The sequence below is a fragment of the Mobiluncus sp. genome (assembly GCF_034180645.1).
Taxonomy (GTDB): Bacteria; Actinomycetota; Actinomycetes; order Actinomycetales; family Actinomycetaceae; genus Mobiluncus.
This window is the reverse complement of record NZ_JAXFNY010000003.1, coordinates 136,661-161,833: the sequence shown is the minus strand read 5'-3', so window position 1 is coordinate 161,833 and position 25,173 is coordinate 136,661. Positions and strand designations below refer to the sequence as shown.

The window sequence follows — 25,173 nt, the reverse complement described above, 5'->3', positions numbered from 1 at the left end:
AGCCGCGCCACAACCCGGTTCCGCACGTCTTCAACATCACTGACACGTTCAGCAAATAAGCCACCGGCCGCCCGCAGCTGGGCCGCCATCTCACCGGCTGATTCCCACACGGCCGAGGCCGCGTCCGCAAGCTGCTTGCGGACGCGGCGCTCGGCTCCACTGCGCAGCGTCGGATCGGCGGCAAAAGCCGCCGTAGCGTTAAGAATTTCGCGCACTTGGCCGCTGGCAGCTGCGGCTTGTTGCTTATAAGCCGCGGCGGTCTTACTCAAGGCAGCATCCAAACGGGCGACTTCGTCCTCGACGGCACTGGCCTGTATCGTTACTGCATCTGGCTTCACGGCCACCGGCGCCAACTTTCGGACGACACCCACCGCCCGGCCGGGGCTTACGCCCAGGTGCCGCGGCCCTGCTTGGCCGCGGTCGGGCTGGGATGAAGAACCCGACCCACCGCCATCCGCAGCTGTCGAACCAAGTCCGGCGATCTGAGTATTGACCCCGTCCGCGCCCCCGGGAGCACCAGCCGCCCCGGGAACCGCACCGGCACCAGCGCCCACACCGGCAACCCCCGGCGCAAGCTCCTCCCCAAAACCCGAATCAATCAGCGCCACAATCGCTTCGACCACCTCCGCGGCACCCTCGCCGCGAGCCCGGACCCACACGGTATCCCCTGCCGAGGCGCTCAGGGTTGCAATCTCCACCGGGCTCTTCGCGTTGACCTGGCGCCCGGCCTTTTCCAAAACCACCTCGGCTTCGGCGAAACCGCCCGCGACCTCGGCAATCGTCGCGGCCGGGCGAGCGTGGAGCCCAACCTTGTTGATGACCACGGTCGAATCCGCCGCGTCCCAGTCGGCGGTCGCGTTCTCGGTCGAGTCCGGGCCAGCGCCGCCAATAGCCGCGTCAGCCCCGGCGCCCAAATCGCCCGCAGCCGCACCGTCGCCGACCTCCCCGTCACCCCCCACCAACTCCAGCTTCGGCGCCAAACTCCCGTTGGCCTCGCCCACAATCGCGTCAATACCGGCGCCCGCCGCCGCCAGCACCACCGCCGCATTGAGCCCCTCGACAAAGGGCGCCGACAGCACCCGAACGTCAATCTCTTCCCCCTTGTCAGCAAGCATTTCAACAGCCATATCCGTCGAAGTAATCGCCGAACCCAGGTCAACGAAGACCACTACCCCGTCGCCATCGTTCGCGCTCATAATGGCTTCCATGACCGCCACCGCGTCGGTGCCAAAACCCCCGTCATCCGTCCCGGCCGCGATCTCAATCGGAGGCCGATCCCCATGAACCATAATCAATGCCAGCTCCACCGCCGCTTCAGCCAACGGCCGCGAATGCGACACCACCACCAAACCAACACTCATCCTAAAAACTCCTCACTTCGAAAAAACCCGCACAAAAGCAGGCGACCCGGGCGGCGCAATACCGCCCGGGTGCCCAACCACAAAGGGAATCACTTAATAACCGCAGCCAAGGCTTGCAGTAAATATTGCGAAGATGTCGCACCCGGGTCACGGTGACCGATGGAGCGTTCGCCCAGGTAGGAAGCCCGCCCCTTCTTAGCCAGCATGTCCACGGTCGCGTCGGCGCCCTTCTCGGCCGCCTCGGCCGCCGCCGCAGCAGCCCCAGCCAAACCGCCGCCGACCGCCGCGTCGAACGCATCCAGAGCCGGAGTCAAGGCATCGACCATGGTCTTATCCTCCAACTCGGCCTTGCCGCGCTCGATCACGCCCTGCAGCCCGGCACGCAAAACCGCGCCGAAAGCGGCGTCCTCGATCTCAGTCGAAGCACCCGCCTCTTTCCCGGCGCGCATAAAGAACGTGCCGTACAGCGGGCCGGAGGTACCGCCGACCTTGGACACCAAGGTCATGCCGACCTTCTTGAACAGGGCGCCCAAGTCAGGCTGATCCAGCGCCTCGGGTTCGACCGCGGCCGCCATGCCGCGGGCCATGTTCGTCCCGTGGTCGGCGTCTCCAATCGGGGAATCCAACTCGGTCAGGTATTCCTTGTTTTCCCCGACAATCCGGGAATATTCCTGCATCCAGGCTTTCGCGTTATCAAGTGTAAACATCACATACCCCAGCGCAGTCCGGCCGTGTCCACCGGCGCATCAAACAGCTTCAACAGTTCATCGTCGGCCGCCAACAAGGTCACGGAGCAGCCAGCCATATCCAGCGAGGTGATGTAGTTGCCGACCATCACGCGAGCGACCTTGACCCCGCGCGCATCCAGCAAAGCCTTAACGTCGGCGTAGATCAGGTACAGCTCGGACAGCGGCGTGCCACCCATACCGTTCATCATCACGATGACCGGGTCGCCGGTGAAATCACGATCCTCCAAGATCGGCTCAACCAGGCGCTTCGCAATGGAAGCAGCGCTTTCGATCTTGAAACGTTCACGCCCGGGCTCACCGTGGATGCCGATACCGATTTCCATCTCATCCTCGGGCAGGTCGAAGGTCGGGTGACCCACAGCCGGCACGGTACAAGACGTCAAGGCCATACCCATGGAACGCCCGCGGTCGCACACCTTTTGAGCCAGCGCCTCACAACCGGCCAGGTCGCGGCCCTCTTCGGCGGCGGCACCGACGATCTTTTCAACCAAAACCGTCAAGCCCACGCCGCGACGTCCCGCCGTGTACAGCGAATCCTGGACGGCCACGTCGTCAGCCACCACCACGGCCTTCACTTCGACACCGTCGGCCATCTCGGCCGCCATCTCGAAGTTCATCACGTCGCCGGTGTAGTTCTTAACAATGTGCAACACGCCAGCGCCCTGGTTGGCCAGCTCGGTAGCGCGCAGAACCTGTTCGGGCGTCGGGGAGGTAAAGACCTCGCCGGCGGCAGCCGCATCCAACATGCCATACCCCACATAGCCACCGTGCAGCGGCTCGTGACCCGAACCACCACCGGACACCAGGCCCACCTTGCCCGGCTTCATATTCTTGCGGTAAACAACCTTCTGATCGTGGTCCACACTGACCCGCGGATCGGCGGCTTCAACACCTTTCAAAGCGTCGCTAACAGCATCGTCAACAGCGTTAATGAGTTTCTTCACCGTGCCCCCCTCTTAGAGCTAGAAAATGAACAATTCCTGTGCCGGGCTCGCACCCAACAAGTTGGGTAAGCCACCCAACAATCCAAGTCTATCGACCCCTTCCCAACCTGTCAGCGCAGTGAAAAACCAAAAAACGCGACCCTCCCGGAAAGCCCGGAAGGGTCGACTATTGCACTGAAAAAATGGCCGCGAAAACCGCGCCGTAATCACCAATAGAAACGCTGGATAATGGCGTCCGCGAAGTGGTCCACCGCCTCCCGGGAGGAATCCAGGTACAGGTTGCCTTCTACCAGCGATATTTCCATGACATAGTACGAGCCTTTGCCGTCAGCCACCAGGTCAACCCGGCCATAAAGTACCTGGGTATCATGAACTGAGACCTGCTTAATGTAGTCGTGAATGTAACTGCGTACCCGTTCGCCCCAACCCCACTCTTGCTGGCTGGGATAACGCGCGGTGACGATTTGTTCCGGCTCCGGGCCCTCGCAGGCGGCGTGCAGCATAGCGGTCTTTTGCACCGTGTGGGAAATGACTCCGTTGTAGTACACCAGAGAGACTTCGCCTTGCGTATCGACTTCCTCCAAGTAGCGCTGAATCATCACACCCGAACCGCTCGCCAACAGGTCCATAGCGTGTTCGATAGCTTCACGTCGGGAATCGGCGGAGGTCGAAGTGTAGCGCCCCACGCCGCGCCCCCCGCTAGAGATGGTCGGCTTTACCACGAAGTCGCCAAAGGCGGGGAAACGGGAGTGGACCTGGTGTTTAGTGAGATTCCGTTCAGGTTCCAGCCAAGTCGTCGGAATGATGGGCATTCCTAGCTTTTGCAGCTCGCGCAGATAGTGTTTATCTATGTTCCATTCCAAGATTTCGGGAGTATTGAGCAACTTTGGCACGGAATGAGCCCACTTCATGAATTCCTGGTAGCGGTGAGAATAGTTCGGAGTCGAACGCAACACCGCAAAACGACCCTCCGACCAATCCACGCTGGGGTCGTCCCAGCTGCGCATGACCGGTTCGATTCCGTGGTCGCGCAAAGCATCACATAAGTCCTGGTCACCTACCAATCCTTGCGGAGTTTCGGAGCTCATCACCAAAATGACTTTATTATCTGACATCGTTGTCCTTTCGATTCACATTCATTCTATCTGTAGTTTCGGCTGACGGGTCCGCTCCGGGCGGGACGATAGCTGCGTCCGCTTCACCGTAACCCTTGCGGGTGAGCCAAAGCCAGCTCAATGAGTTCGGTAACCAGGTCGGTGTAGGACAGTCCCACGTTCTCCCACATTCCCGGATACAGGGAATAGGGCGTCATTCCGGGCATGGTGTTGACCTCGTTGAGGATGATTTCCCCGGTATCGGGCACATAGAAAAAGTCCACTCGGCTCAGGCCCTCCCCACCTAAAAGCTGGAAAGCCTGGCGCGCATAGTTTTGAATCTGCGTTGCGACACCGGCGGGAATCTGGGCTGGAATCTGCAATCGCACAGCCTCGTTAGCAAAATATTTGGATTGGAAATCGTACATTCCGGGGGTGGAAACCATCACGACTTCTCCCGGCGGGGTGGTTCGGGGGGCTCCCCCGGCGCGGCCCTCCAAAACTGCACACTCGATTTCACGAGCGCCCTGCACCGCGGCCTCCACGATAACTTTCGGGTCGTGGCGGCGAGCGGCGACGACCGCAGCCTCAAAGTCCTGCCACGAATCCACTCTGGTGACACCGAGGGATGACCCGGCACGCGCCGGTTTCACAAAGACCGGCAAACCCCACGCCAGAATCGGAGCCGGAACTTCGTCCGCGCGGTGGCGCCAATCGAAGTCCGTAATGACGTGGTAGCGTCCCACGGGAATCCCCCCGTGTTCCAACAGAACTTTCGCACACCCCTTGTCCATACCGTTAGAGGAAGCGCCCACCCCGCAACCGGTATAGGGCACGCCAACCATCTCACACAGACCCTGTATCGTCCCGTCCTCTCCGTAAGGTCCGTGCAGCAGCGGCATCACCACGTCCACACGGCCCAGGTCCTTGATCGGAGCGCTTGGGGTGCGGGAATCCCAAAAGAATAAATGCTGGTTTTGCGGCACCAACGCCACGAAAGTCCCGTTATCCTCAATCTCGGCACCCTGGCCGTCCTGGAGACGCAGCGAATCGGACTCGTCAGGCATCAGCACCCACGCTCCGGCCTTGGTGATTCCGATTGGTATCGGTTCAAAACGCGTGCGGTCGATATGGTCGAGCACACCCGCTGCCGTGGCGCAAGAAATCGAGTGTTCCCCACTGCGCCCGCCGAAAATAACCGCTACCCGGGTCTTTTGTTCGCCTTCACTCATGGGTAAAACTTTAGTCCTTTCGGGGGTTTTTCTTGAATTCCTTTAGGCTGGCTCGGTTACCGTAGGCGTAGGAGCCGGTTTGGGGGCAAAGTTTTCCAGCCATCCATCCAGTTTCGATTCCTGTTCGGGACACAGAGACATCGCTGCGGATTGCTCCACCCCAATCCAGAATTGCACCTGGGTGGCCGGCATCGGCAACTTGTCTGACCCCGAGCCATTGTCGCTTTCGGCAATGAATGCCAGCACCCGAGTGGGATCCCAGCCGGATTCCAGCTTTCCACACGCCCGCCATCCCATTTTGGTGACTTCTTTGCGCAGTTCAGCGGGGAAACCGGGGTTCAGGAAAGTAATCTGTTTCCAATAGGTTTCCTCGCGAGCGGTCGCGTCGGCGGGACGCTGCTCCGGATTATTACCGTTGATATTGCCAAATTCCCACGCCAGGAACAATCCGGCAGCAAAGAAAATGAAAGCGCCAATCACGGTTTTTTTGGTTCTCTTGTCCCAGATGCCGGTGTCTTCGGCATCATCGTCGAAGTCTCGCAACGCTCGCCCCCTTTCTGTTCTGGGTATTTCTCAGGTCTAGCGTGGTTTCTCACCGCTGTTGGGACGCTTCCGCTGGCGTCCGTAGCGGTCGCCATCGACTTTCATGTCCCACACTTTCGCGGGGGGTTCTTCACCAGGTCGCAGACCCCGCAAAAGTTTGGTCAGGTCAGCCATAATCCGCCGGGTTGCCTCCGTCACGGCCTCGTGATCGTCCTGTTTCCCATAGAGGTCACTCAAGTCGACGGGGGGACCGGCCACCAGCGAAACCCGACCACGAGGCGGCCAGTGCAGTTTTCCGTAGGGTGGCAAGGTTTTGTGGGCTCCCCACTGGGCGACGGGTATCACCGGAACCTGGGTTTCCAACGCCAATCGTGCCGCGCCGGTGTGGGCTTTCATCGGCCACAGGTCGGGGTCACGAGTGAGGGTCCCTTCCGGAAACATTCCCACGCACTCCCCGACTTTCAGGGCGGCTTTGGCGACAATCAGGGAATCGGCCGCGTGTGTGGTCTCCCGAAACACCGGAATCATTCGCGAGCGCCGCGCACAGAAACCCACCACCGGCCAGTGCATCATTTCTTCTTTCATGAGCATTCGCGGGGAATAGTGGTTAGATATCAGGAAGTGAGTAAACGTGACCGAATCCAGTTCCGTAACATGATTGGACACGGCGATGAATCCGCCGCTTTCAGGCAGGTGTTCCACTCCAGAATAATGCCGCTTCACCAGCGCGATTAGCACCGCGCGCACCGGTAGCGAAGCCCAGAAATATACCCCGCCCATCGCGGGACGTCCCGCCCGGTTCAACCGAAAGGGACGGGAAAACTGCGCGACCAGCCTGGTACGGTCAGGACCAGAAAATGTCGTCATGAGTGCAGCTCCACCTGCGCATCCAAAGCCTTTAGCTTGTTCATGAAGTTTTCATAGCCGCGGTTGATGATGTCCACTCCGGAAACGTTCGATACGCCCTGCGCCGCCAAAGCCGCGATGAGGTGCGAAAAACCGCCGCGCAAATCCGGAACCTCGATGTCCGTACCGTGCAGCGGGGTCGGCCCGGAAACGACTGCGGAATGATAAAAGTTCCGCGCCCCGAAACGGCACCGCAGTCCGCCCAAGCACTCGCGATAAACCTGAATATGCGCCCCCATCCGGCGCAGGGCCTCAGTGAAACCGAAACGATTTTCGTACACGGTCTCGTGCACAATCGACAAGCCTTGAGCCTGCGTCAACGCCACCACCAGGGGCTGCTGCCAGTCGGTCATAAAACCGGGGTGAACATTGGTTTCCAGCACAATCGATTTCAAATCGCCCTGAGTGCCGCGCCGGAACCGAATCGAGTCCTCGGTGATGTCGAAATCCCCGCCGACCTTGCGGAACGTGTTGAGGAACGTCATCATGTCAGCCTGACGAGCGCCCTTGACCGTGATATCCCCGCCGGTCACCAGCGCCGCCGAAGCCCACGATGCCGCCTCAATCCGATCCGGCAGGGCGGTATGGGTAAATCCGCGCAGTTCATCGACACCTTCAATCCGAATCACCCGGTCGGTGTCCACGGAAATAATCGCGCCCATCTTTTGCAGGATAGCGACCAAATCCATGATTTCGGGTTCCACTGCAGCCCCGCGCAGCTCGGTGATGCCCCGCGCCCGTACCGCGGTCAGCAGGGTTTGTTCCGTGGCTCCCACGCTCGGATACGGCAGTTCAACTTTGGTGCCTTCCAGCCCGTTTGGTGCGGAAATATGGATGCCATTGGGGAGTTTGTCGACTTCCGCGCCGAAAGCCCGCAAAGTATTGAGGTGAAAATCGATGGGCCGCCCGCCAATATTGCAGCCGCCCAGATTCGGAATGATCGCCTGACCCAACCGGTGTAGCAGCGGCCCGCACAGCAGGATGGGAATACGCGACGAGCCGGCGTGTCGGTCGACGTCTTGCACCGCAGCCGCCGCAACCTTGGCGGGGTTCATCGTCAGCACGCCCTCGGTTTTGTCGAAATCGACCTCGACCCCGTGCAGGTTCAACAGTTTCGTGACCACTTCAACATCGCGTATGTCCGGCACGGACGCCAGCTGGGATGTTTCCGGGGAAAGCAACGACGCCACCATGGCTTTGGGGACAAGGTTCTTGGCTCCCCGCACGGTTATCTCGCCCTGCAGCGGTCGCCCGCCATTCACCTGCAAAACCGACATCGGCTTCCTTCCGTCAACTCAATAGGTTCCTCCCATTCTACCCCGTGGCGCTCGCCCACCGCGTAGGGTCGCCGCGCCCGGCTCTAGTTCACGGGACGAGCGGATTGAACCGGCTGGGGCGGCAAGTGTCTGGCCGGTAGCGTCTTCGGTTTGAAAGATGGGCGGCGAGCTTCGTAGGCGGCGATGGCCTCCTCATCGCGCAGGGTCAACGAAATATCGTCCAACCCTTCCATTAAACGCCAGCGCGTGTAATCATCGATGGCAAAACTGCAGGTGAAATCCCCTACACTGGCGGTCCGCGCCTCCAAATCCACGCAAACTTGTGCCCCCGGGTGAGCCTGCAGAATCTCCCAGAGTCGGTCACAGTCGGCCTGGCTGATGACCCCGGTCACCAAGCCCTGTTTCCCGGCGTTACCCCGGAAAATGTCGGCGAATTTCGGCGAGAGAATGACTTTGAAACCGTAGTCGCGCAACGCCCACACCGCGTGTTCACGACTCGATCCGGTGCCAAAGTCCTTACCCGCCACCAAAACGGTACCCGACCGGTAAGCCTCTTGATTTAGTACGAACTTCGGGTCCGTGCGCCAAGCGGCAAACAACGCGTCATCGAACCCGGTCTTTGTCACGCGTTTCAAATAAACCGCGGGGATAATCTGGTCGGTATCCACGTTCGTGACCTGCAGCGGAACCCCCACGCCGGTGTGTTTCGTAAACTTTTCCATTTGTTTTCCTTTTCTTAAGCTGAATCTATAGGTCATTGGGACTGCTGAGGGTGCCGCGAATCGCCGTTGCGGCGGCGACCAGCGGACTGACCAGGTGGGTGCGCCCGCCCTTGCCCTGACGACCCTCAAAATTGCGGTTGGACGTCGAAGCTGAACGCTCGCCGGGAGCGAGTTTGTCCGGGTTCATCGCCAGGCACATGGAACACCCGGCGTTGCGCCACTCGGCACCGAAATCGCGGAAAATCTGATCGAGGCCTTCCCGTTCCGCTGCCAAACGCACCCGCGCGGACCCCGGCACCACCAGAACTCGCACGTCCGGACTCTTGTGACGGCCCTTCACGACCTCGGCGGCGGCACGCAGATCCTCCAAACGCCCGTTCGTACACGAGCCAATAAACACCGTGTCCACTTTTATGTCACGCATTTTTGTGCCCGGCTGCAAATCCATGTATGCCAGGGCTTTCTCTGCAGTCAGGCGTGCGGTTTCATCGCTGAGCGTGGTGGGATCGGGCACTTCACCACTCAACGCCACCCCCATGCCCGGGTTGGTACCCCAGGTCACGAATGGTTCCAGGGCATCGGCATCGATATCGACCTCAGCATCGTAGACAGCGTCAGCGTCGGTTGGCAGGGTTCGCCAGTACGCCACGGCGGCGTCCCAATCCGCTCCCTCGGGCGCGTGCGGACGGCCTTTTAAGTACGCAAAGGTCGTGTCGTCCGGGGCAATCATGCCGGCGCGCGCTCCGGCCTCGATGGACATATTGCAAATCGTCATCCGCGCTTCCATCGACAAGTCCTCAACGGCTGAGCCGCGGTATTCCAGGACGTAACCTTGCCCGCCGTTGGTGCCGATTTTCGCAATAATCGCCAAAATCAGGTCTTTCGAGGTCACGCCCGGTTTCAAATGCCCAGAAACGTTGATTGCCATCGTTTTGAAAGGAGCCAGCGGCAGGGTTTGGGTCGCCAACACGTGTTCGACTTCCGAAGTGCCAATTCCGAAGGCCAGCGCCCCAAAAGCCCCGTGGGTAGACGTGTGCGAGTCGCCGCAGACGACGGTCATTCCTGGTTGGGTCAGCCCCAGCTGCGGCCCGACCACGTGGACGATGCCCTGGTCGGCGTCGCCCAGGGAGTGGAGTCGGAGTCCGAAGTCCGCGGCATTTTTTCGCAGAGTTTCAATCTGTAGCGCAGAGGTCGGGTCGGCGATGGGACGGTCAATGTCTGTTGTCGGGGTGTTGTGGTCCTCTGTAGCCAGCGTCAGTTCGGGGCGGCGCACCTTCCGCCCGGCTTGGCGCAGCCCGTCAAAGGCTTGCGGACTGGTCACTTCGTGGCACAGCTGCAGGTCGATATAGAGCAAATCCGGTGCTCCGTTTTCCCCTTTTTTCACCACGTGGTCGCGCCATACTTTTTCTGCAAGCGTCTGGCCCATTTTTGCCTCTTTTCATTGCGCAGTCGGAACGTTCGCCCGTTGGGGACGGTGCGGAGTTCCGCGGGTTTTCCTGTTGTTATCAATGTTTACCCGATATTACCAGCCAACTTGCATTTCACATTGTGAGATGGCAATATCAAGTTATGGACAAGTCTAGCGCAAATTCCGGTGTAGGGGTACTCGACAAAGCCGTACTGATTCTCTCGACCTTGGAGGCCGGTCCCGCGACCCTGGCTCAACTGGTGGACACCACACATTTGGCCCGACCCACCATTTACCGCCTAGCGGTGGCTTTGGAACATCATCGTTTCCTGACCCGGGACTCCCAAGGTCGCTTCACGTTGGGGCCCCGCCTAGCGGAACTGGCCGGAGCAGCCGGGGACGACAGACTTTTGAGTGTCGCCGCGCCGGTGCTGGCTGCCCTGCGCGACCATACTCACGAGTCTTGCCAACTGTATCGCCGTCAAGGCGACCAGCGGATTTGTGTGGCTACCGCCGAACGACCCATCGGTTTGCGCGATTCGATTCCAGTGGGGGCGACCCTGACTATGCATGCCGGATCTGCCGCCCAAATCCTGCTCGCGTGGGAGGAACCAGAACGCCTGCACCGGGGGCTACGCGGGGCGGCCTTCAACGCCACTATGCTTTCAGAAGTGCGTCGGCGCGGTTGGGCACAATCAGTTGGGGAGCGCGAACCCGGCGTCGCCTCCGTGTCCGCCCCGGTCCGCGGCGCGACCGGCCGTGTGGTCGCTGCCGTATCTGTCTCGGGACCAATCGAACGCTTGGGACGCCAGCCCGGCCGCGCCCACGGTACCGCCGTCGTCGCCGCCGCCAACCGCTTGAGCGAATTCCTGCGCCGCGACGAGGAGTAACCCGGCCGGTCTACCCTACACCCTTGCGATCCCGTCACAATCCGATTATCTTTTGTCGATTCGGATACGGCACGCCGGTACGAATTTATAGTTTTCAACCATTTTTCCGGTTCCAGCATCTGGGGCAGCCGGAGGGAAGTAACCAAAAAACTGCGCGAGAACCGCGCAGCTTGGCAAACATACATGAAGTTTGAAGACCTCTTTCTAGAGGTGGTACCCCCAACCGGATTTGAACCGGTGTTACCGCCGTGAGAGGGCGATGTCCTAGGCCGCTAGACGATAGGGGCGCTGGGGTACCAGGATTCGAACCTAGACTGAGTGAACCAGAATCACTAGTGCTGCCGTTACACCATACCCCATAACACTCGGCGCAAAAATCACTGACGAGATTTTCGCACCGAGTGTCAAGGCTACCCTAATAGCTAGGCATTTGGCAAGTTTTCAGAGTTGCCTTTCTTTTCGTAAACCAGCATCGAGATATTATCAAACATCTCTTTCGAGGCCTCGACCAATTCGTCCGAGGCATGCTGGAGAGTTTCCACACCCTTGCCGGCTTCCTGGGCAATCTCTCGATATTGAGAAATGGTTTCCGCAATCGAAGCCGAACCGGTCGCCGCTTCAGCCACAGAACGGCTCATCTCGTTGGTCGTAGCGGTCTGTTCCTCCACGGCCGCCGCAATAGTGGTCTGGTAGTTGTTGATCTGGTTGATGATGTCAGAAATCTTTTCGATTGCTGCCACCGCGCCATCCGTATCAGCTTGGATAGCCGTAATCTTGGCAGTGATGTCATCGGTTGCTTTACCGGTTTCCTGAGCCAGGTCCTTGACCTCACCAGCCACCACCGCGAAGCCTTTACCGGCATCCCCGGCACGAGCCGCCTCAATGGTGGCGTTCAGGGCCAGCAAGTTGGTTTGCTCGGCAATAGCGGTAATGGTGTTGACCACATCGCCAATTTCGCGCGAGGAAACCCCCAGCTTAGAAACAGTTTCACTGGTTCGCTGCGCAACTTCGGTAGCCTCCCCAGCCACCCTGGCAGCTTCGTTAGCGTTGGAAGAAATCTCGCGAATCGAGGCGCCCATTTCTTCCGCACCAGCAGCCACGGTCTGAATCGACTGCGTCACATCGCCGGCCGCGCCAGCCACAACCTGAGTCTGGGCGATAACTTCCTCAGTTTCCTTGTAACCCTCATCGATGCCGTCCCCGACCTCCTTTGCCACGGAATTAACCTTTCGTGCCGTTGTGGCAGCTGAACCAACAACTTGACGCAGGGTTGCCAAACTCTCGTTGAGCTTCATCGCCACGTCGCCCAGCTCATCGTTCATTAGCATCTCGGCTTCATCTGTCATGTCACCCTTAGACAGCGACTCGATGGAATCGCCTGTGTTCGCCACGGTCTTGCGCAGCACACGACGCACAAAGAAACCAATGAGCAGAGCGAGAATCAGCACCACCAGGTAAACGACGCACATAACAATCATGACAATCGTTGACACCGCTTCAGACTGCTCGGTTGCCGCGTCCATCTTGGATTCCAACGCGTTGACAATCTGCGGGACCAGGTCGCTGAGCTGATTAGCCAAGTCTAGGACGTCGATAGCCGCGGCTTCTTCGCCCTTGCCCTGGTTGACCAGTTCGGTAATCTGGTTGACTTCAGCTTCAAACTTCTTCATCACATCTGTAGCCTGAGCCACTAGCGGCGCGATAGTCTGATCGTCAATCTTTGACATTTCCTCCAAGCGCTGATTCGTCAGCTCTATGAAGTGCTTAACATTCTCGGTGGCCACCTTCATCGAGGCATCATGAGCTTCAGAACTGATGGTCTGGGACGTGCCAATCCGTTTGAGCTCGCTTTCCGAGGCAATCAAACGTGTCATGTCATAGTGCATGGCCTGAGCCGCCTCGACCTGACTCTGTTCAACTTCATAACTCTCCGTGGAGTTGCCATAGATGCGTACACCCACCACGAATAGCAGCAGCATCACCAGCAGACCGACAACACCGGCAGCCCCGATGGCGCCTATCTGAACTACCAGGGGCAGCCGCCGCATCTTCTTGCCTTTGGCGTTAACCCGCGCTTTACCAGCATTCTTCGCCGCCGCATCACTCATTGTCTTTTCTCCAGTATTCGCGCTCACTGTACTTTGTAAATCCGTAGTCACGATCGTCCTCCCTAGTACTTGAACTCATTGAGGCGGGTAACCAGGTCGTTCGACTCTGTAGCCAGTACGCCCATCTTTTGATCCACATCAGCAAATCTCTCAGCCAAGTTTGTGGTGTTACGAGCAATATCAGCCACATTTTCCGCGATGGTGGTAGAACCATCAGCAGCCTCCGAAACCGACCGGCTCATTTCGTTGGTCGTGGCGGTCTGTTCCTCAACCGCGGCCGCAATAGTGGTCTGGTAATCGTTGATGGAGGCGATGATGTTGGATATTTCTTCGATGGCAGCAACTGCGGCCTCCGTATCGGTCTGGATCTGTTCGACCTTGACAGCGACTTCCTCAGTAGCGCGTCCCGTCTCCGCCGCCAAGTCCTTGACCTCGCTAGCAACCACGGCAAAACCTCGTCCGGCATCTCCCGCCCGTGCGGCTTCAATAGTCGCGTTCAGGGCCAGCAGGTTCGTCTGTTCCGCTACCGCCGTAATCGTCTCGATGACTTCACCAACCTCGCGGGAAGACTCGCCAAGTTTAGCCACGGTTTCGTTCGTTTGCTGGGCGACTTCCGAGGCTTCCTTGGCCACTCCAGCGGCCGCGTTAGCGTTGGAAGAAATCTCTTTAATCGAGACGCTCATTTCCTCCGCACCAGCAGCGACGGTTTGAATAGAGCGAGAAACTTGCTCGGCTGCCGCCGCCCCGCTGTTGATGTAGTCGGTAGCTTTCTGGGTGGCGCCTACTGCTTCGCGAGAGCCTTCCCCAATTCCTGCGGTAATCTTGCCGACGTTCTCTGCCGCGCCGATGGTTTCGGCGAGGCTTTGACGTAAGCCACCCATAGCATCGTTGAAGTGGTCGCCCATATCGCCGACCTCATCTCTGCTGTGACGCTGCACCTCAGCGGTAAGGTCGCCTTCCGTGAGTTTGTCCATCCCCGCGGAAAGGGCGCGGACCGACTTGATCATGGGCGCTACCAACAGACTAACAATCAGGAAAACCAACACTGCCGCGATAACGAGAATAACGATTGAAATAATGATGGTCGTGCCTTCGGTTGTCGCGCGGGCATGTGCGGCAGCTTCGCGTTCAACGTCGTAAGTGTCCAGCAGGGCGCGGGACTTGTCCGCAAAAACGAAACCGTTTTCTTCCTCGAACTGACCAAAGACGTTTGAAGCCTCCAAAGCCCGGGCGTTGTTCCCCGCTGCGTTCTGGGTGAACTCACCCCAAGCGGCGGAATAGCTGTCATGAGCGGCGCGCATATCCGCAACCAAGGCTTTTTGTTCACTGCTCAGAGGGGCTTTTTCCAAGTTACTGAGACCATCACTAACTTTCCCCAGCAGCTCATTAACCTCGTTGACTGCATCGCCCGAGCTGTTCAGGTTTCCAATCTTTCCAGATTGCAGCTGGGTGAGCAGCATAATGTCCTGGGAACGGAGGTTAGACCAGTCAATCCTGGCATCTTCCACCATTTCTACTTCATCGAAACTGGCAACCTCTGTTTGGAATATTCCTCGGTACGCCTGTAACGATATAATCATGTAGATTAGCATCAGACCCAACAGTACTGCCACGAGCAGCACTATAATGTGGGTCTTCATAGCGACAGAAAGCTTCTTCGTTTTCACTTGTAACTCCTGATTATTCACATCTGTGTCAATCGAATTGTGTCGGACTATCGGAGTTAATTATATTAAAATATCAAGGAAAAATAGGGCTTTTTGGAAAATTATCAAGAAAAACTCCCCCTGCAGGGAAAGTTACCCTAAGAATTCGATAAATTTCTTTATTCTCCGCAGGGTTTCTTCCTTCCCTAGGATACGCATGGAATCAAAAACCGGGATGGATACGTTCGTCCCGGTAACGGCCACGAACAGCGGCGCAAAAGCTACGCGCGGTTTGACTCCCAAACCGTCAATGAGCGCCGCGTTCAAGACCTCGTGAATCGCCTCAGTTTCAGCAAACGCCTGGTCACCAGCGGTTTCCAGCGCCTTGGCGGCCGCCTCAAGAATCGCGGCGGGCTCACCTTTCAGCTTCGCGACGGCCTTTTCGTCATATTCCACGTCATCACGGAACAGGAACCCAATCAGTCCCGGGAGCTGATCCAGTTGCTGGACGCGGGTTTGCGCCAACGGTGCCGCCTGATCCAGTACGGCGCGTTGCGTGGGGCTCAGGGAATCGTATTCCTTCGCCTCGACAAAACCGGCTGCCGCCAGGAAAGGCACAGTCCGATGGGTAAAATCGGACGCGTCCAGTAAGCGGATATGCTCGGCATTGATCGCGTTGCATTTCTTAAGGTCAAACCGGGCCGGATTCGGGTTTACCGCGCGAATGTCGAAAGCCTGAGCCATTTGTTCGCGGCTGAAAATATCGTTGTCCGCGGCGTAGGCCCAACCCAGCAGCGCCAGGTAGTTGACCAGGCCTTCGGGAATAATGCCGTGCTGTTTATGCAGCAGCAAGTTCGATTCCGGATCACGCTTGGAGAGCTTTTTGTTCCCTTCGCCCATCACGTAAGGCAGATGTCCGAAATAGGGCATGAACTTCGCCACCCCCAGGGCGTAAAGCGCCCGGTAAAGTACGATTTGGCGCGGGGTGGAGGACAGCAGGTCCTCGCCGCGCAGGACGTGGGTAATTTCCATCAGCGCATCGTCCACCGGATTCACCAGGGTGTAAAGCGGCTCGCCGTTGGCGCGCACGATGACGTAGTCGGGTACAGAACCGGCCTTAAAGGTAATGTCGCCGCGCACCAGGTCGGTAAAAGTGATGTCCTCGTCCGGCATTCGCAGACGCAGCACAGGTTTACGGCCTTCCTTTATATAGGCCTCGCGCTGAGCGGCAGTGAGGTCACGGTCAAAGCCGTCGTAGCCCAGCTTCGGGTCCTCGCCGCGTTCCCGGTGACGCGCTTCCACTTCCTCGGGGGTCGAGAAAGATTCGTAAGCATAGCCGGCTTCCAGGAGCTGACCAGCCACTTCGCGATAGATATCCATACGCTCTGATTGGCGATAGGGGCCGTGCGGACCGCCCACGTTGATGCCTTCGTCCCAATCCAAGCCCAGCCAGTCCAGCGATTCCAGAATCTGGTTAAACGATTCTTCGGAGTCGCGCGCCGAGTCGGTGTCCTCAATGCGGAACACGAAAGTTCCCCCCTGGGAACGCGCATAAGCCCAGTTGAACAGGCAAGTGCGCACCATGCCGACGTGGGGAGTACCGGTCGGGGAAGGACAGAACCGCACACGGGTTTTTGGACCGTCCGCGGGCGGCACAGGTATTGCAGAGACTTCAGGCAATTCGGTATGTATCACAGAGTCAATCATATATCCCCGCCTCAACGCTTTTTCAGCACTGCGCCCACGCCGCAGACTTTGGTAGCGCAAGCTCGCTTGCGCTACCAAAGTCCCCGAAGCGGCACAGCGCAGCATTCCAAGTACTTCTGCGACTGAGAGGCCCCCGAACACCGCCAAACCTCGCTACCCAACAGTTCGTAATCGAAATCGGTGATTCAACACGGGTACGTGACCATATAGACCAGCAACCCCGTTTTAATCACCAAATAGCAACAACACCAGCCCGAACCCCACCAGTACTCGCGCATTCACCGGATGGGACGCGCTGTTCCGCGGTTGATAAACTGACCCCATGCGAGTTATACGTTTTGATAAAGGCGACGATACCTACGGTTTTGGCGTGATGGAGGACGACACGGACCGGATTACGGTCTTGGCGGAAAACCCCCTGTACAGCCCTGACAAAATCACTCCGACCGGGCAAATCCTGCAGCTGGAGGACGTGCGCCTGGTCGCCCCGGTCATTCCCGCCTCGAAAGTCGTGTGCGTGGGAAAGAACTACCTGGAACATATCCGCGAATTCGGCTCGGCCGTGCCTGATGCCCCGATTCTGTTCATCAAACCCAACACTTCGGTCATTGGCCCTGGCGCGCCTATCGTCCTGCCGAAGTGGTCCAACCATGTCGATCATGAAGTCGAACTCGGCGTGGTCATCAAGCACGTCACGAAGGACATTAACCCCGAAAACTGGAAAGACTATGTGTTTGGCTACACCATCGGCAATGACGTCTCCGCTCGTGACGCCCAGAAAGCCGACAAACAGTGGACGCGTGCCAAAGGTTTTGACACTGCTTGCCCGCTCGGGCCGTGGATTACCGTGAACCCTGACCTCGATGTGCAAAACCTGCGCATCCGCAGCGAAGTGGACGGCGAGGCCCGCCAAGACGACACGACCGCCAATATGATGCACCCGGTGGGCGAACTGGTGACCTACATTTCCCAAGCCATGACCCTGCTACCCGGCGACGTCATCCTCACCGGCACCCCCGCCGGTGTCGGCCCGCTCACCGCAGGCTGCACTGTGACCTGCGAAATCGAGGGCTTGGGGCAACTGAGCAACCCGGTGCGCCGCTGATGGAGGCTCTCAATCAACTGCTGGACGACCTGGAAGATCGCGGCGCGCTCACGGACCCTGTCGAGGTCCTGCTCGCGTTTCAGGAATGGGCCGAATCAACCGGCCGCCCGCTTTATCCGCACCAGCAGGAGGCTGCCGAGCGCCTGATTCTGGAGGATAAGCACCTCATCGCTCCCACCCCCACCGGTTCGGGCAAGTCCCTGATTGGGGTGGCCGCGATTTTGTGGTCACTAGCCCGGGGTGGCGTTTCCTACTACACCGCACCTTTAAAGGCGCTGGTCAGCGAGAAGTTCTTTGACCTGGTGGACCTGTTTGGCGCCGCTAACGTGGGTATGGTTACGGGCGATGGTTCGGTCAACGCCGATGCGCCGATTATCTGCGCTACGGCGGAAATCCTCGCGAATCAGGCGCTGCGCTGGGGAGATGACCTCAACGTCGATACCGTGGTGATGGACGAGTTTCACTACTATGCTGACCCGGAGCGCGGCTGGGCGTGGCAGGCTCCCCTGCTGACTCTGACGAAAACTCGGTTTGTGCTGATGAGCGCCACTTTGGGGGATACCTCGTGGTTTGCAAAGAACCTGTGGGAAGTCACCGGGCGTGAAGTCGCGGTCCTCGATTCCGCGAAACGTCCCGTGCCGCTAGAAATGTCCTACGCGGCCGAACCTCTGGAGAAAATCCTGCAGGGACTGGCTAATCAAGACCGACTGCCGGCCTACGTGGTTCATCCCAGTCAACGCGCCGCGGTGGAAGAAGCCGAGCGAATCGCCAGCCTGGATTTGCGTCTGGGACTGGACCCCGACACTGCCGCCCAGCTAAAAGACCAGGTAAACACCGTACAGTTTCGTTCCTCTTTTGGGAAAACCTTGAAGCCGCTGCTGCTGAAGGGCATCGGGATTCACCACGCGGGTATGCTGCCCCGCTACCGCAGGCTGGTTGAAAAACTCGCTCAAGCGGGTCTGCTCCGGGTCATTTCCGGGACCGACACCCTCGGGGTCGGCATTAACGTTCCCATCCGCACCGTCGTCATGACCTCCCTGGTGAAGTTCGATGGGAACAAGGAACGTCACCTGAATTCTCGCGAATTCCACCAGGTTGCCGGGCGTGCGGGGCGTGCCGGGTTTGACACCGTGGGATACGTGGTGGCTCAAGCCCCGGAGTGGGAAATCGACAACGCTATCGCCATCGCCCGAGCGGACGGGAATGCGAAACAGCTTGAGAAAATCAAGAAAAAGAAAGCTCCGGAAGGCCGCACGTCCTGGACAGAAGGGACGTTCAACCGTCTGGCACAAAGCGCCCCCGAAGCAATGGTGCCACGGTGGAAGATTACGCACGCGATGGTGCTGAACACCCTGCAAAGGCCCGGCAACCAGGCGGAAAACCTCAACACTTTGGTCTACCGCAACCACAACGTGCTACGCGCCACCGGACCGGCGAAGGACCACAATCCCTTTGCCGATACCCTGCAGCACATCTTGGAATCCCTAGAGGATTCCGGGGTCATTTCCGGGAGGCAGCCCGGTCGGGGTGACAGCGCCGGTTCCGACTCCGCTGGCGATAAGGGGCGCCCGCAGGGCGGGCACTGGACTTTGACAGCGGACCTGCCCGAGACTTTCGCCCTAAATCAAGACTTGGCGCCGTTTGCCTTGGATTATTTGCAGGCCTTTACGGACCACGCGGACTCCCCCAGCGCGGAGGCGCCCGCTGCCGGGGGCGCGTTCGGGGACACTCTCGATGTTATTTCCGTGGTGGAGTCCGTTTTGGACGACCCCAACGCTATCTTGCGCGCCCAGGAACGCGCCGCGAAAGACCGGGTATTTGCGGAACTGAAAGCGAGCGGGGCGGACTATGACGAACGGCAAACCGCCTTGGAACGGACTACTTACCCCAAACCCTTGAGCCAGGAGCTGGAGGCCGCTTTTGAGACCTACATCAAAGCGAACCCGTGGGCGCGCGGATACTTCATTTCCCCGAAATCCATCATTCGTGAGATGGTGGAAACGGGTCAGACTTTCCAGGCTTTTGAGGCCAGCCTGAAGATTGAGTTTTCCGAGGGGGTTTTGCTGCGCTACCTGTCCGATGCGTGGCGCGCACTGACCCAGATTGTGCCCGAACCGTTGAAAACTGAACGGTTTATCGAGGTGCTGGATTGGCTCAACGACACTATCGACAAGGTTGACTCGTCCCTGCTGGATGAATGGAAGTTCCTGGAGAATCCGGAACTGCGCAAAACGGCGAACTTGGACGGCACCACCTCAGCTGGCGGGCCGGACGAAACGGAACTGGCTTTCGGCGAGCGCCCGGACGGAACTTTTGACTACCGCCTCAACCCCGCCAAACTTGGCACCGAACTGCACCGGGAGTTGTTCAGCTGGCTCGATATGCTGGGCGGGGACGAGTTCGAGCGGCTCAGCGCAATGGAAACAAAACTGCGCTCTGACCAGGGCGGAGTGTCCCGGCCTCTGGCGGAAATCCCCCCGATTACGGAATCCGGCTGGGACAAACAACTCGGCGCCTACTGGGACGCCCACGACTTCATGGAAACGGTCGGAGAGGCCCGCCACCAGCGCAATTTCCGCGTCATCACGCAGCCCACCGAGGCCGACCTGCCGGCTAGTATCGGCATCTCGCCCGAGGCTATCTCGGAAAATCTGTGGCTGGCAGAGCTGACCATCGTTGACGGAGATGGCGACCTGGACTTTGGTTTTTATGCGCTGTTGGACCCCGAAGCCTCCAACGAGGCGTTTCACCCCATCTGGACGCCACTGGGGCTGTGTGAACGGCTCTGAACGGTTGATAGCGCCGTAAGCGCCAAACCCGCCCTAGAAAAGTGCCGGACTCAGGGGAAAGCGCGGAACTAACGCCGCGAACTACCGCTTGTTGTCGTACTCACTGAGCTGACCGATGCGGCGCTGATGGCGTTCTTCACCAGAAAAGTCCGTGGTCAGGAACACTTCCACGAAACGTTCGCATTCCTCAACGGAGTGCTGGCGAGCACCTATGGAAATCACGTTGGCATTGTTGTGCAGACGGGCGAGGCTCGCGATTTCTTCGTTCCACACCAGTGCCGCGCGAATTCCGCGCACCTTGTTGGCGGCGATTTGCTCGCCGTTGCCCGAGCCGCCCAGCACGATGCCCAAAGAACCCGCGTCCTCCATCACGCCCTGAGCGCAGGCAATGCAAAAGCCCGGGTAGTCGTCATTTGGGTCATAGGCAGCAGGTCCGTGGTCAACGACTTCATAGCCGCGGTCCCGCAGCCAAGTTACCAAATGCTGTTTCAATTCGAAGCCGGCATGGTCTGTACCGATGTGAACACGCATGATCTTCCTTTCGTGTCGAATCTGGCCCGCCCGGGCACAGCCAAGAACATTTATATCCTAGCGAGATTCTCTGGGCGCGGCATAAATAGGCTCAATTCGTCCACAAACCCCCTAATCGACAACGTTTTCCTACAACTCCAGGTAAAATTGTCTGTTGAAGTGTGTATGCGCAAAACCCGACTCTGCTTGAAAGCAGCCGGCCGCGCTGCTGACGACGAAGAATGGAAAGGACCGGCACATGAGCGAGGACGCCACGCAATTGCTGACCAGTGAAGACATCTTTTCGGCTCAGTTCCCTGCGACAAAGTTCCGCGATGGGTACGACCAGAATCAGATAGACGACTACCTTGATGAAGTGGTTCGCGTCCTCTCATATTACGAAGCGCTGAATGCTTCGCCCGAGGCCGAGGTGGATTTGGCATATATTACAGTCCGCGGCCGGGACGTGCGCGAGGTCGAATTCGATTACACCCGAATGCGGGTGGGCTACGACCAAGACGCCGTGGACGACTACTTGGACCAGGTCGCCGCCACTTTGGAGGCTTACGAAAAGCTGTACGGCATCCCCCCTTCCGACCAGCGCTACCAGGTATTGCAGGTGGACGGGGCAGCGCTGGAAGCCGAGGCCGCCGAACAAGCCGCTGCCTCCGGCGAGTTGCCCAGCAACCCCGAGCCCGCTGGCGAGGAAACCGTAACCCCGATTGACCTTTCGTCAGAGGCTCAGTTTGAGGCTCCCGCTGTGGAAAACGCGCCGGAAACCGCTGATTCCGCGCCGTCTGTTCCTTCCGCTGGCGAGCCCGAACCCGCCACTGAATCTGAGGTGCGTTCTTCCGTTTTAGGCACTCCCACCGGGTCGATTCCCGCTGTTCAACCCGTTTCCTTTGAACAAGCGGTGTTCACCGATTATGGGGATGGTTCGCCTCATAACGGTGATTTAAGCGGGGATAGTTCTCTCGTTTCCCCCAGTTTTCCTCCGCTCAACTCGCCGGTGTCCCCCGTGTCCCAGACTCCGGAGACGGATTCGTCCCCGATTGAGGGCGGTGCTGCTCAGACCTTTGCCAGTGAGGCGTTACCGGGTGTCGAGACTCCGGCAGAACCGGTCGCCGAGCCTGGTATCGAATCTGCCGCGGCCGAAGCCGCTGCGGGACTGAGCGATGAATGGGGCGAAGTCCCGCAATATCCCGTAGACGCACAGCTGCCGGAAGGTACGGATTCGACCGCCGCTCAGCCGCATCCTGAGGCCGGATATGACCCTTACCAGCCCTATGGTTATGACGCTTATGGCCAGCCGATGACCGTAAATCCGGCGGAAAGTCAGGGAAATGCTGAGCAATATCCGGGTTATCCCGCCGAGGCCGGATACGCCTCGCCCTACGGCATGGAGATGCCGGAGGGCTACGGCTATGTGCCTGAGACTGAGGGCGAAAACCAGTCGTTTATTCCCGAAGACACCACGATGGTCATGCCGGTCACTCCTGCCGCACCGATGGACACCCAGAGTCCCGATGAAACCCCCTCCGAGTACGTTCAGGGCTATGAACAGGCAGGATACCCGCAAGGTTACGAGGCTTCCCCAACTGAGGCAACTCCGGATTACGACTCGACCTTTGACGCTGACCAGGAAAAGTCCTACGACCTGGAAGATTCTCTGGGCGATGATTATCCAGACGAAATCAATCTGGACGACACCCCTGAACTACCGGTTGAGACGACCGATGCCCAGGCTGATTCCGCGGCCTTGCAGGAGGATTTTTACGCTCCCACTGCCCCGGAAGAAGCTCCAGCCTACCCCGATTCAACAGAACCTGGCGGATACTATTCCCCGGAATCTGTCCCCGAGTCGACGCCTCAGTCCTACGCCGACTTCCCGCAACCCCCTTATGCGTTCCCGGAATCACCCGCGGCCGCCCCGCTACCTTATGGAATGCCAGAGCAACCCGCAGCCGACTCCTGGCAGACACCAAACCCCTACCAGCCAGAGGGCTTGGCACCAAACGATTGGGGCGGCACACCGGCATCGCTATCTGCCGAACCGCCGGCAGTCCCCCCGGCAGATCAGCCCGTCACCCCGGACTTTTCGGAATACGAACCTGTACCGGACTTTTCGACTCCTCGCCCTGAAACCCCGATAGAACCCGCAACAGAACAGCCTCAGCCGATGAGCGACGTTTCCGCTACCCCGGCGGAACCTGCCGAGCCTAGCCCGTCGACTTTCCAGATGCCAAAGCTGGAGACGGTGGAACTGGGTCAGACCGAGCCGGCCCCCGCAGAAGTCAACGATTTGGGCAGCGCCGCAACTAACTACGGCATCCCTGGTGAATACCGAAAAGCTCCGCTGACTGACGTAGTGGCTCCCCCGCTGCCGACTCCCGGAGTGGGGATGGATTTGGGCCAAATTCGCGAAAAACTCGAACACGCACAGGCGGTCTCCCCGGCAGAATCCGAGCCAAAGCTGGCTGATTTGCCGAGTGTGCTGATGACGCCGACCCGTAGTAACGCGGATTTCCCGCCCCCCGAGACTCCCACCCCGGCCACGCCGAGCGAGCCGACCCAGCCAGACACTGCTTCAGAGCATCTTTCGGCGACACAGCTGGAGGAACTGGCGGCTCAGAATACCGCGTCCGTTCCCGATACCACGCCGGACGCTCCGATGGTTGATACCCAGTCCGCAGACGGTGAAGCTGCGAAAGGTCAGCCGGCTCCGATTTTCCCGGAGGATTCCAACCCGCGGCCCATGCTGCAGGGCGAGGAGCCTTTGGCTGAGGTCGATCCGGACGGGCGTTTCATCCCGCATTTCTTGGCTGGATACCGTTCGAATTTGGATACCTTCACTTCCGTGTACGGGGCTCTCGATGAGAGTGGCTCGCGGGTGAAACCGGCTTCGATTGCGAAACTCGAAGCCCAGCAGCACCGTAAGTCGATTACCACGGGATACCTGGTGACAGTAGCCACGTCACGGCCGCTAGGTGCCGACGATCAGGTATTCGTATGTCTTCCGGACGGGCGTGAAGTCCCGGTGACCTCGGCTTCCTCTGACTTTGACGGTGTTCATTTGACCATTCCAAAAATTTGAGAGTTTGCCAGTCTGATGTCTTACACTCCGAAACATAACAATCCCTACTATGATGCCGCTGGTGAGAAGCACCGCCGGGTGCGGCGCGGCTTGGTGGCTCTAGGGGTAACCCTGCTGGCGGGAGGCCTGGTAGCGGGGGCGGTAGCCGTAGGCATTACCCAGCCGGCTCGCCAGCCTCTGGTGAGCGCCTCGCCCAGTCCTTCCCTCACCTCGCAACGGACGGGGGATTCTGCCGGTACGAACGCGAAGTCTCCGACAGCTACTCCCGACAGTTCCGTTTCGCCTTCCAACCAGGCTACGAGACCGAGCGATTCTCCCACCCCCCAGGCTCCTGCTGCTGCCCAAGTGCAGGGCTGTGACGGCACGGCGCTGACATCTCCCGCCGCCGGACAGCTCAGCAGCCAGGAATTACGTGCGACATTTGAAAAAGTCGGCCGAGACACAGGGGCCACTATTTCCGTTGCCTGGTTTGATCCGGTCAGCTCCAAGATTGAAACCGCCGGGTCTGGGCAAGCCTGGGTGGCGTGGTCGACGTCAAAGGTTCCGGTTTCTGTGGCGATTTCCCAGGCCGGGAAGGCGGGGGCTATGGCTGGCTCCATGTCGGCGGCTTTGCGCCAGTCGGATAACGCTGCCGCCGAAGCGCTGTGGCAGTCCTTGGGCACAAGTGATGCCGCTCGAGCCCAGGCCGTCACCCAAGTTTTACGTCAGGCTGGGGATAACTCGACGACAGTCCCGTCTGTGCGGCTGCGTTCCGGGTTCACAGTTTTCGGACAAACTCCTTGGACTACCGCGTCCCAAGTGGGGTTCATGATGAAACTGCCCTGTTTAGCAGGTTCAGGTCCGGTGGTGTCCAATATGGGACAAGTCAGCGGCGGCCAACGCTGGGGAATGGGCAGTCTACCCGGCGCCACGTTCAAGGGCGGTTGGGGGCCGGGCGTGAGTGGAGGCTACCTGGTGCGTCAAATGGGCTGGTATCAAAACAGTGAAGGCAAACGGGTGCCTCTAGCTATAGCCGCCCAAGCCGGCTCTTTTGACGGCGGTATCGGTGTATTGAACCAGCTTATCGCCACCCTAGGCTAGATTTTCAG

General features: G+C 59.0%; 19 protein-coding genes and 2 tRNA genes. 5 read left to right on the top strand and 16 right to left on the bottom strand.

Annotated features, from left to right (window positions below; genetic code table 11):
* From dhaM to leuC, 10 genes are all read right to left on the bottom strand, one after another.
* Positions 1–1,361: dihydroxyacetone kinase phosphoryl donor subunit DhaM (gene dhaM / locus SPI05_RS01070; RefSeq protein WP_321075341.1), on the bottom strand; the 1,361-nt coding region annotated here is incomplete at its 3' end.
* A gap of 89 nt (positions 1,362–1,450) precedes the next feature.
* Positions 1,451–2,068: a dihydroxyacetone kinase subunit DhaL gene (gene dhaL / locus SPI05_RS01065; RefSeq protein ID WP_321075340.1), complete on the bottom strand. Its 618-nt coding sequence runs from the start codon at positions 2,066–2,068 to the stop codon at positions 1,451–1,453.
* On the bottom strand, positions 2,068–3,054 hold the full coding sequence (dhaK, locus tag SPI05_RS01060; RefSeq protein WP_321075338.1) for a dihydroxyacetone kinase subunit DhaK: 987 nt from the start codon (positions 3,052–3,054) through the stop codon (positions 2,068–2,070). The genes dhaL and dhaK overlap by 1 nt, the downstream gene beginning before the upstream one ends.
* A 206-nt stretch (positions 3,055–3,260) precedes the next feature.
* A complete protein-coding gene (locus SPI05_RS01055) occupies positions 3,261–4,169 on the bottom strand; it encodes a glutathione synthetase (RefSeq protein ID WP_321075336.1) in 909 nt (302 codons plus the stop codon).
* An 83-nt stretch (positions 4,170–4,252) separates the two neighbouring features.
* Positions 4,253–5,380: a D-alanine--D-alanine ligase family protein gene (locus tag SPI05_RS01050; protein ID WP_321075334.1), complete on the bottom strand. Its 1,128-nt coding sequence runs from the start codon at positions 5,378–5,380 to the stop codon at positions 4,253–4,255.
* 42 nt (positions 5,381–5,422) lie between these two features.
* A complete protein-coding gene (locus tag SPI05_RS01045; protein WP_321075332.1) occupies positions 5,423–5,923 on the bottom strand; it encodes a DUF732 domain-containing protein in 501 nt (166 codons plus the stop codon).
* A gap of 36 nt (positions 5,924–5,959) precedes the next feature.
* Positions 5,960–6,790, bottom strand: coding sequence for a lysophospholipid acyltransferase family protein (locus tag SPI05_RS01040; protein ID WP_321075328.1), 831 nt, complete (start codon positions 6,788–6,790; stop codon positions 5,960–5,962).
* Positions 6,787–8,106 carry a UDP-N-acetylglucosamine 1-carboxyvinyltransferase gene (murA, locus tag SPI05_RS01035; protein WP_321075325.1) on the bottom strand — a complete coding sequence of 440 codons (1,320 nt, stop codon included), beginning with the start codon at positions 8,104–8,106 and terminating at the stop codon, positions 6,787–6,789. The genes SPI05_RS01040 and murA overlap by 4 nt, the downstream gene beginning before the upstream one ends.
* A gap of 83 nt (positions 8,107–8,189) precedes the next feature.
* Positions 8,190–8,828, bottom strand: a complete 639-nt coding sequence (gene leuD, locus SPI05_RS01030) for a 3-isopropylmalate dehydratase small subunit (RefSeq protein ID WP_321075322.1) — start codon at positions 8,826–8,828, stop codon at positions 8,190–8,192.
* Positions 8,829–8,853: 25 nt separating this feature from the next.
* Complete coding sequence (gene leuC / locus SPI05_RS01025) at positions 8,854–10,254, bottom strand: 3-isopropylmalate dehydratase large subunit (RefSeq protein ID WP_321075321.1); 1,401 nt, start codon at positions 10,252–10,254, stop codon at positions 8,854–8,856.
* Positions 10,255–10,397: 143 nt separating this feature from the next.
* On the opposite strand from leuC, the gene SPI05_RS01020 reads away from it, so the two are divergent.
* The gene (locus SPI05_RS01020) at positions 10,398–11,126 is read left to right on the top strand and encodes an IclR family transcriptional regulator (RefSeq protein ID WP_321075320.1); all 729 of its coding nucleotides are present in this window, start codon (positions 10,398–10,400) and stop codon (positions 11,124–11,126) included.
* A gap of 211 nt (positions 11,127–11,337) precedes the next feature.
* On the opposite strand, the gene SPI05_RS01015 is transcribed toward SPI05_RS01020, so the two are convergent.
* The 5 genes from SPI05_RS01015 to gltX form a co-directional block, all read right to left on the bottom strand.
* Positions 11,338–11,413 (bottom strand) — tRNA-Glu (locus SPI05_RS01015).
* Between the two features lies 1 nt (position 11,414).
* Positions 11,415–11,485, bottom strand: a tRNA-Gln gene (locus tag SPI05_RS01010).
* A gap of 63 nt (positions 11,486–11,548) precedes the next feature.
* Positions 11,549–13,234 carry a methyl-accepting chemotaxis protein gene (locus SPI05_RS01005; RefSeq protein ID WP_321075319.1) on the bottom strand — a complete coding sequence of 562 codons (1,686 nt, stop codon included), beginning with the start codon at positions 13,232–13,234 and terminating at the stop codon, positions 11,549–11,551.
* A gap of 62 nt (positions 13,235–13,296) precedes the next feature.
* Positions 13,297–14,922 carry a methyl-accepting chemotaxis protein gene (locus SPI05_RS01000; protein ID WP_321075318.1) on the bottom strand — a complete coding sequence of 542 codons (1,626 nt, stop codon included), beginning with the start codon at positions 14,920–14,922 and terminating at the stop codon, positions 13,297–13,299.
* 111 nt (positions 14,923–15,033) lie between these two features.
* Entirely contained in the window at positions 15,034–16,587 is a 1,554-nt protein-coding gene (gltX, locus tag SPI05_RS00995; RefSeq protein ID WP_321075316.1) for a glutamate--tRNA ligase, read from the bottom strand.
* Between the two features lie 322 nt (positions 16,588–16,909).
* Here gltX and SPI05_RS00990 point away from each other — a divergent pair, with 322 nt between their 5' ends.
* Positions 16,910–17,692, top strand: a complete 783-nt coding sequence (locus SPI05_RS00990; protein ID WP_321075314.1) for a fumarylacetoacetate hydrolase family protein — start codon at positions 16,910–16,912, stop codon at positions 17,690–17,692.
* Entirely contained in the window at positions 17,692–20,481 is a 2,790-nt protein-coding gene (locus SPI05_RS00985; protein WP_321075312.1) for a DEAD/DEAH box helicase, read from the top strand. The genes SPI05_RS00990 and SPI05_RS00985 overlap by 1 nt, the downstream gene beginning before the upstream one ends.
* Positions 20,482–20,562: 81 nt before the next feature.
* Here the strand turns inward: SPI05_RS00985 and SPI05_RS00980 are convergent, their stop codons facing one another.
* Positions 20,563–21,012, bottom strand: coding sequence for a ribose-5-phosphate isomerase (locus tag SPI05_RS00980; protein ID WP_321075310.1), 450 nt, complete (start codon positions 21,010–21,012; stop codon positions 20,563–20,565).
* A gap of 238 nt (positions 21,013–21,250) precedes the next feature.
* Between SPI05_RS00980 and SPI05_RS00975 the strand changes: the two genes are divergently transcribed.
* Complete coding sequence (locus SPI05_RS00975; RefSeq protein WP_321075308.1) at positions 21,251–24,085, top strand: DivIVA domain-containing protein; 2,835 nt, start codon at positions 21,251–21,253, stop codon at positions 24,083–24,085.
* Between the two features lie 15 nt (positions 24,086–24,100).
* The gene (locus SPI05_RS00970; protein WP_321075306.1) at positions 24,101–25,165 is read left to right on the top strand and encodes a hypothetical protein; all 1,065 of its coding nucleotides are present in this window, start codon (positions 24,101–24,103) and stop codon (positions 25,163–25,165) included.
* Positions 25,166–25,173: the final 8 nt, after the last annotated feature.

Coding starts and splice junctions, on each gene's coding strand:
- dhaL (WP_321075340.1), bottom strand. CDS start 2,068: ATGTTTACACTTGATAACGCGAAAGCCTGGATGCAGGAATATTCCCGG.
- SPI05_RS01055 (WP_321075336.1), bottom strand. CDS start 4,169: ATGTCAGATAATAAAGTCATTTTGGTGATGAGCTCCGAAACTCCGCAA.
- SPI05_RS01050 (WP_321075334.1), bottom strand. CDS start 5,380: ATGAGTGAAGGCGAACAAAAGACCCGGGTAGCGGTTATTTTCGGCGGG.
- SPI05_RS01040 (WP_321075328.1), bottom strand. CDS start 6,790: ATGACGACATTTTCTGGTCCTGACCGTACCAGGCTGGTCGCGCAGTTT.
- murA (WP_321075325.1), bottom strand. CDS start 8,106: ATGTCGGTTTTGCAGGTGAATGGCGGGCGACCGCTGCAGGGCGAGATA.
- leuD (WP_321075322.1), bottom strand. CDS start 8,828: ATGGAAAAGTTTACGAAACACACCGGCGTGGGGGTTCCGCTGCAGGTC.
- leuC (WP_321075321.1), bottom strand. CDS start 10,254: ATGGGCCAGACGCTTGCAGAAAAAGTATGGCGCGACCACGTGGTGAAA.
- SPI05_RS01020 (WP_321075320.1), top strand. CDS start 10,398: ATGGACAAGTCTAGCGCAAATTCCGGTGTAGGGGTACTCGACAAAGCC.
- SPI05_RS01005 (WP_321075319.1), bottom strand. CDS start 13,234: ATGAGTGATGCGGCGGCGAAGAATGCTGGTAAAGCGCGGGTTAACGCC.
- gltX (WP_321075316.1), bottom strand. CDS start 16,587: ATGATTGACTCTGTGATACATACCGAATTGCCTGAAGTCTCTGCAATA.
- SPI05_RS00990 (WP_321075314.1), top strand. CDS start 16,910: ATGCGAGTTATACGTTTTGATAAAGGCGACGATACCTACGGTTTTGGC.
- SPI05_RS00985 (WP_321075312.1), top strand. CDS start 17,692: ATGGAGGCTCTCAATCAACTGCTGGACGACCTGGAAGATCGCGGCGCG.
- SPI05_RS00980 (WP_321075310.1), bottom strand. CDS start 21,012: ATGCGTGTTCACATCGGTACAGACCATGCCGGCTTCGAATTGAAACAG.
- SPI05_RS00975 (WP_321075308.1), top strand. CDS start 21,251: ATGAGCGAGGACGCCACGCAATTGCTGACCAGTGAAGACATCTTTTCG.
- SPI05_RS00970 (WP_321075306.1), top strand. CDS start 24,101: ATGTCTTACACTCCGAAACATAACAATCCCTACTATGATGCCGCTGGT.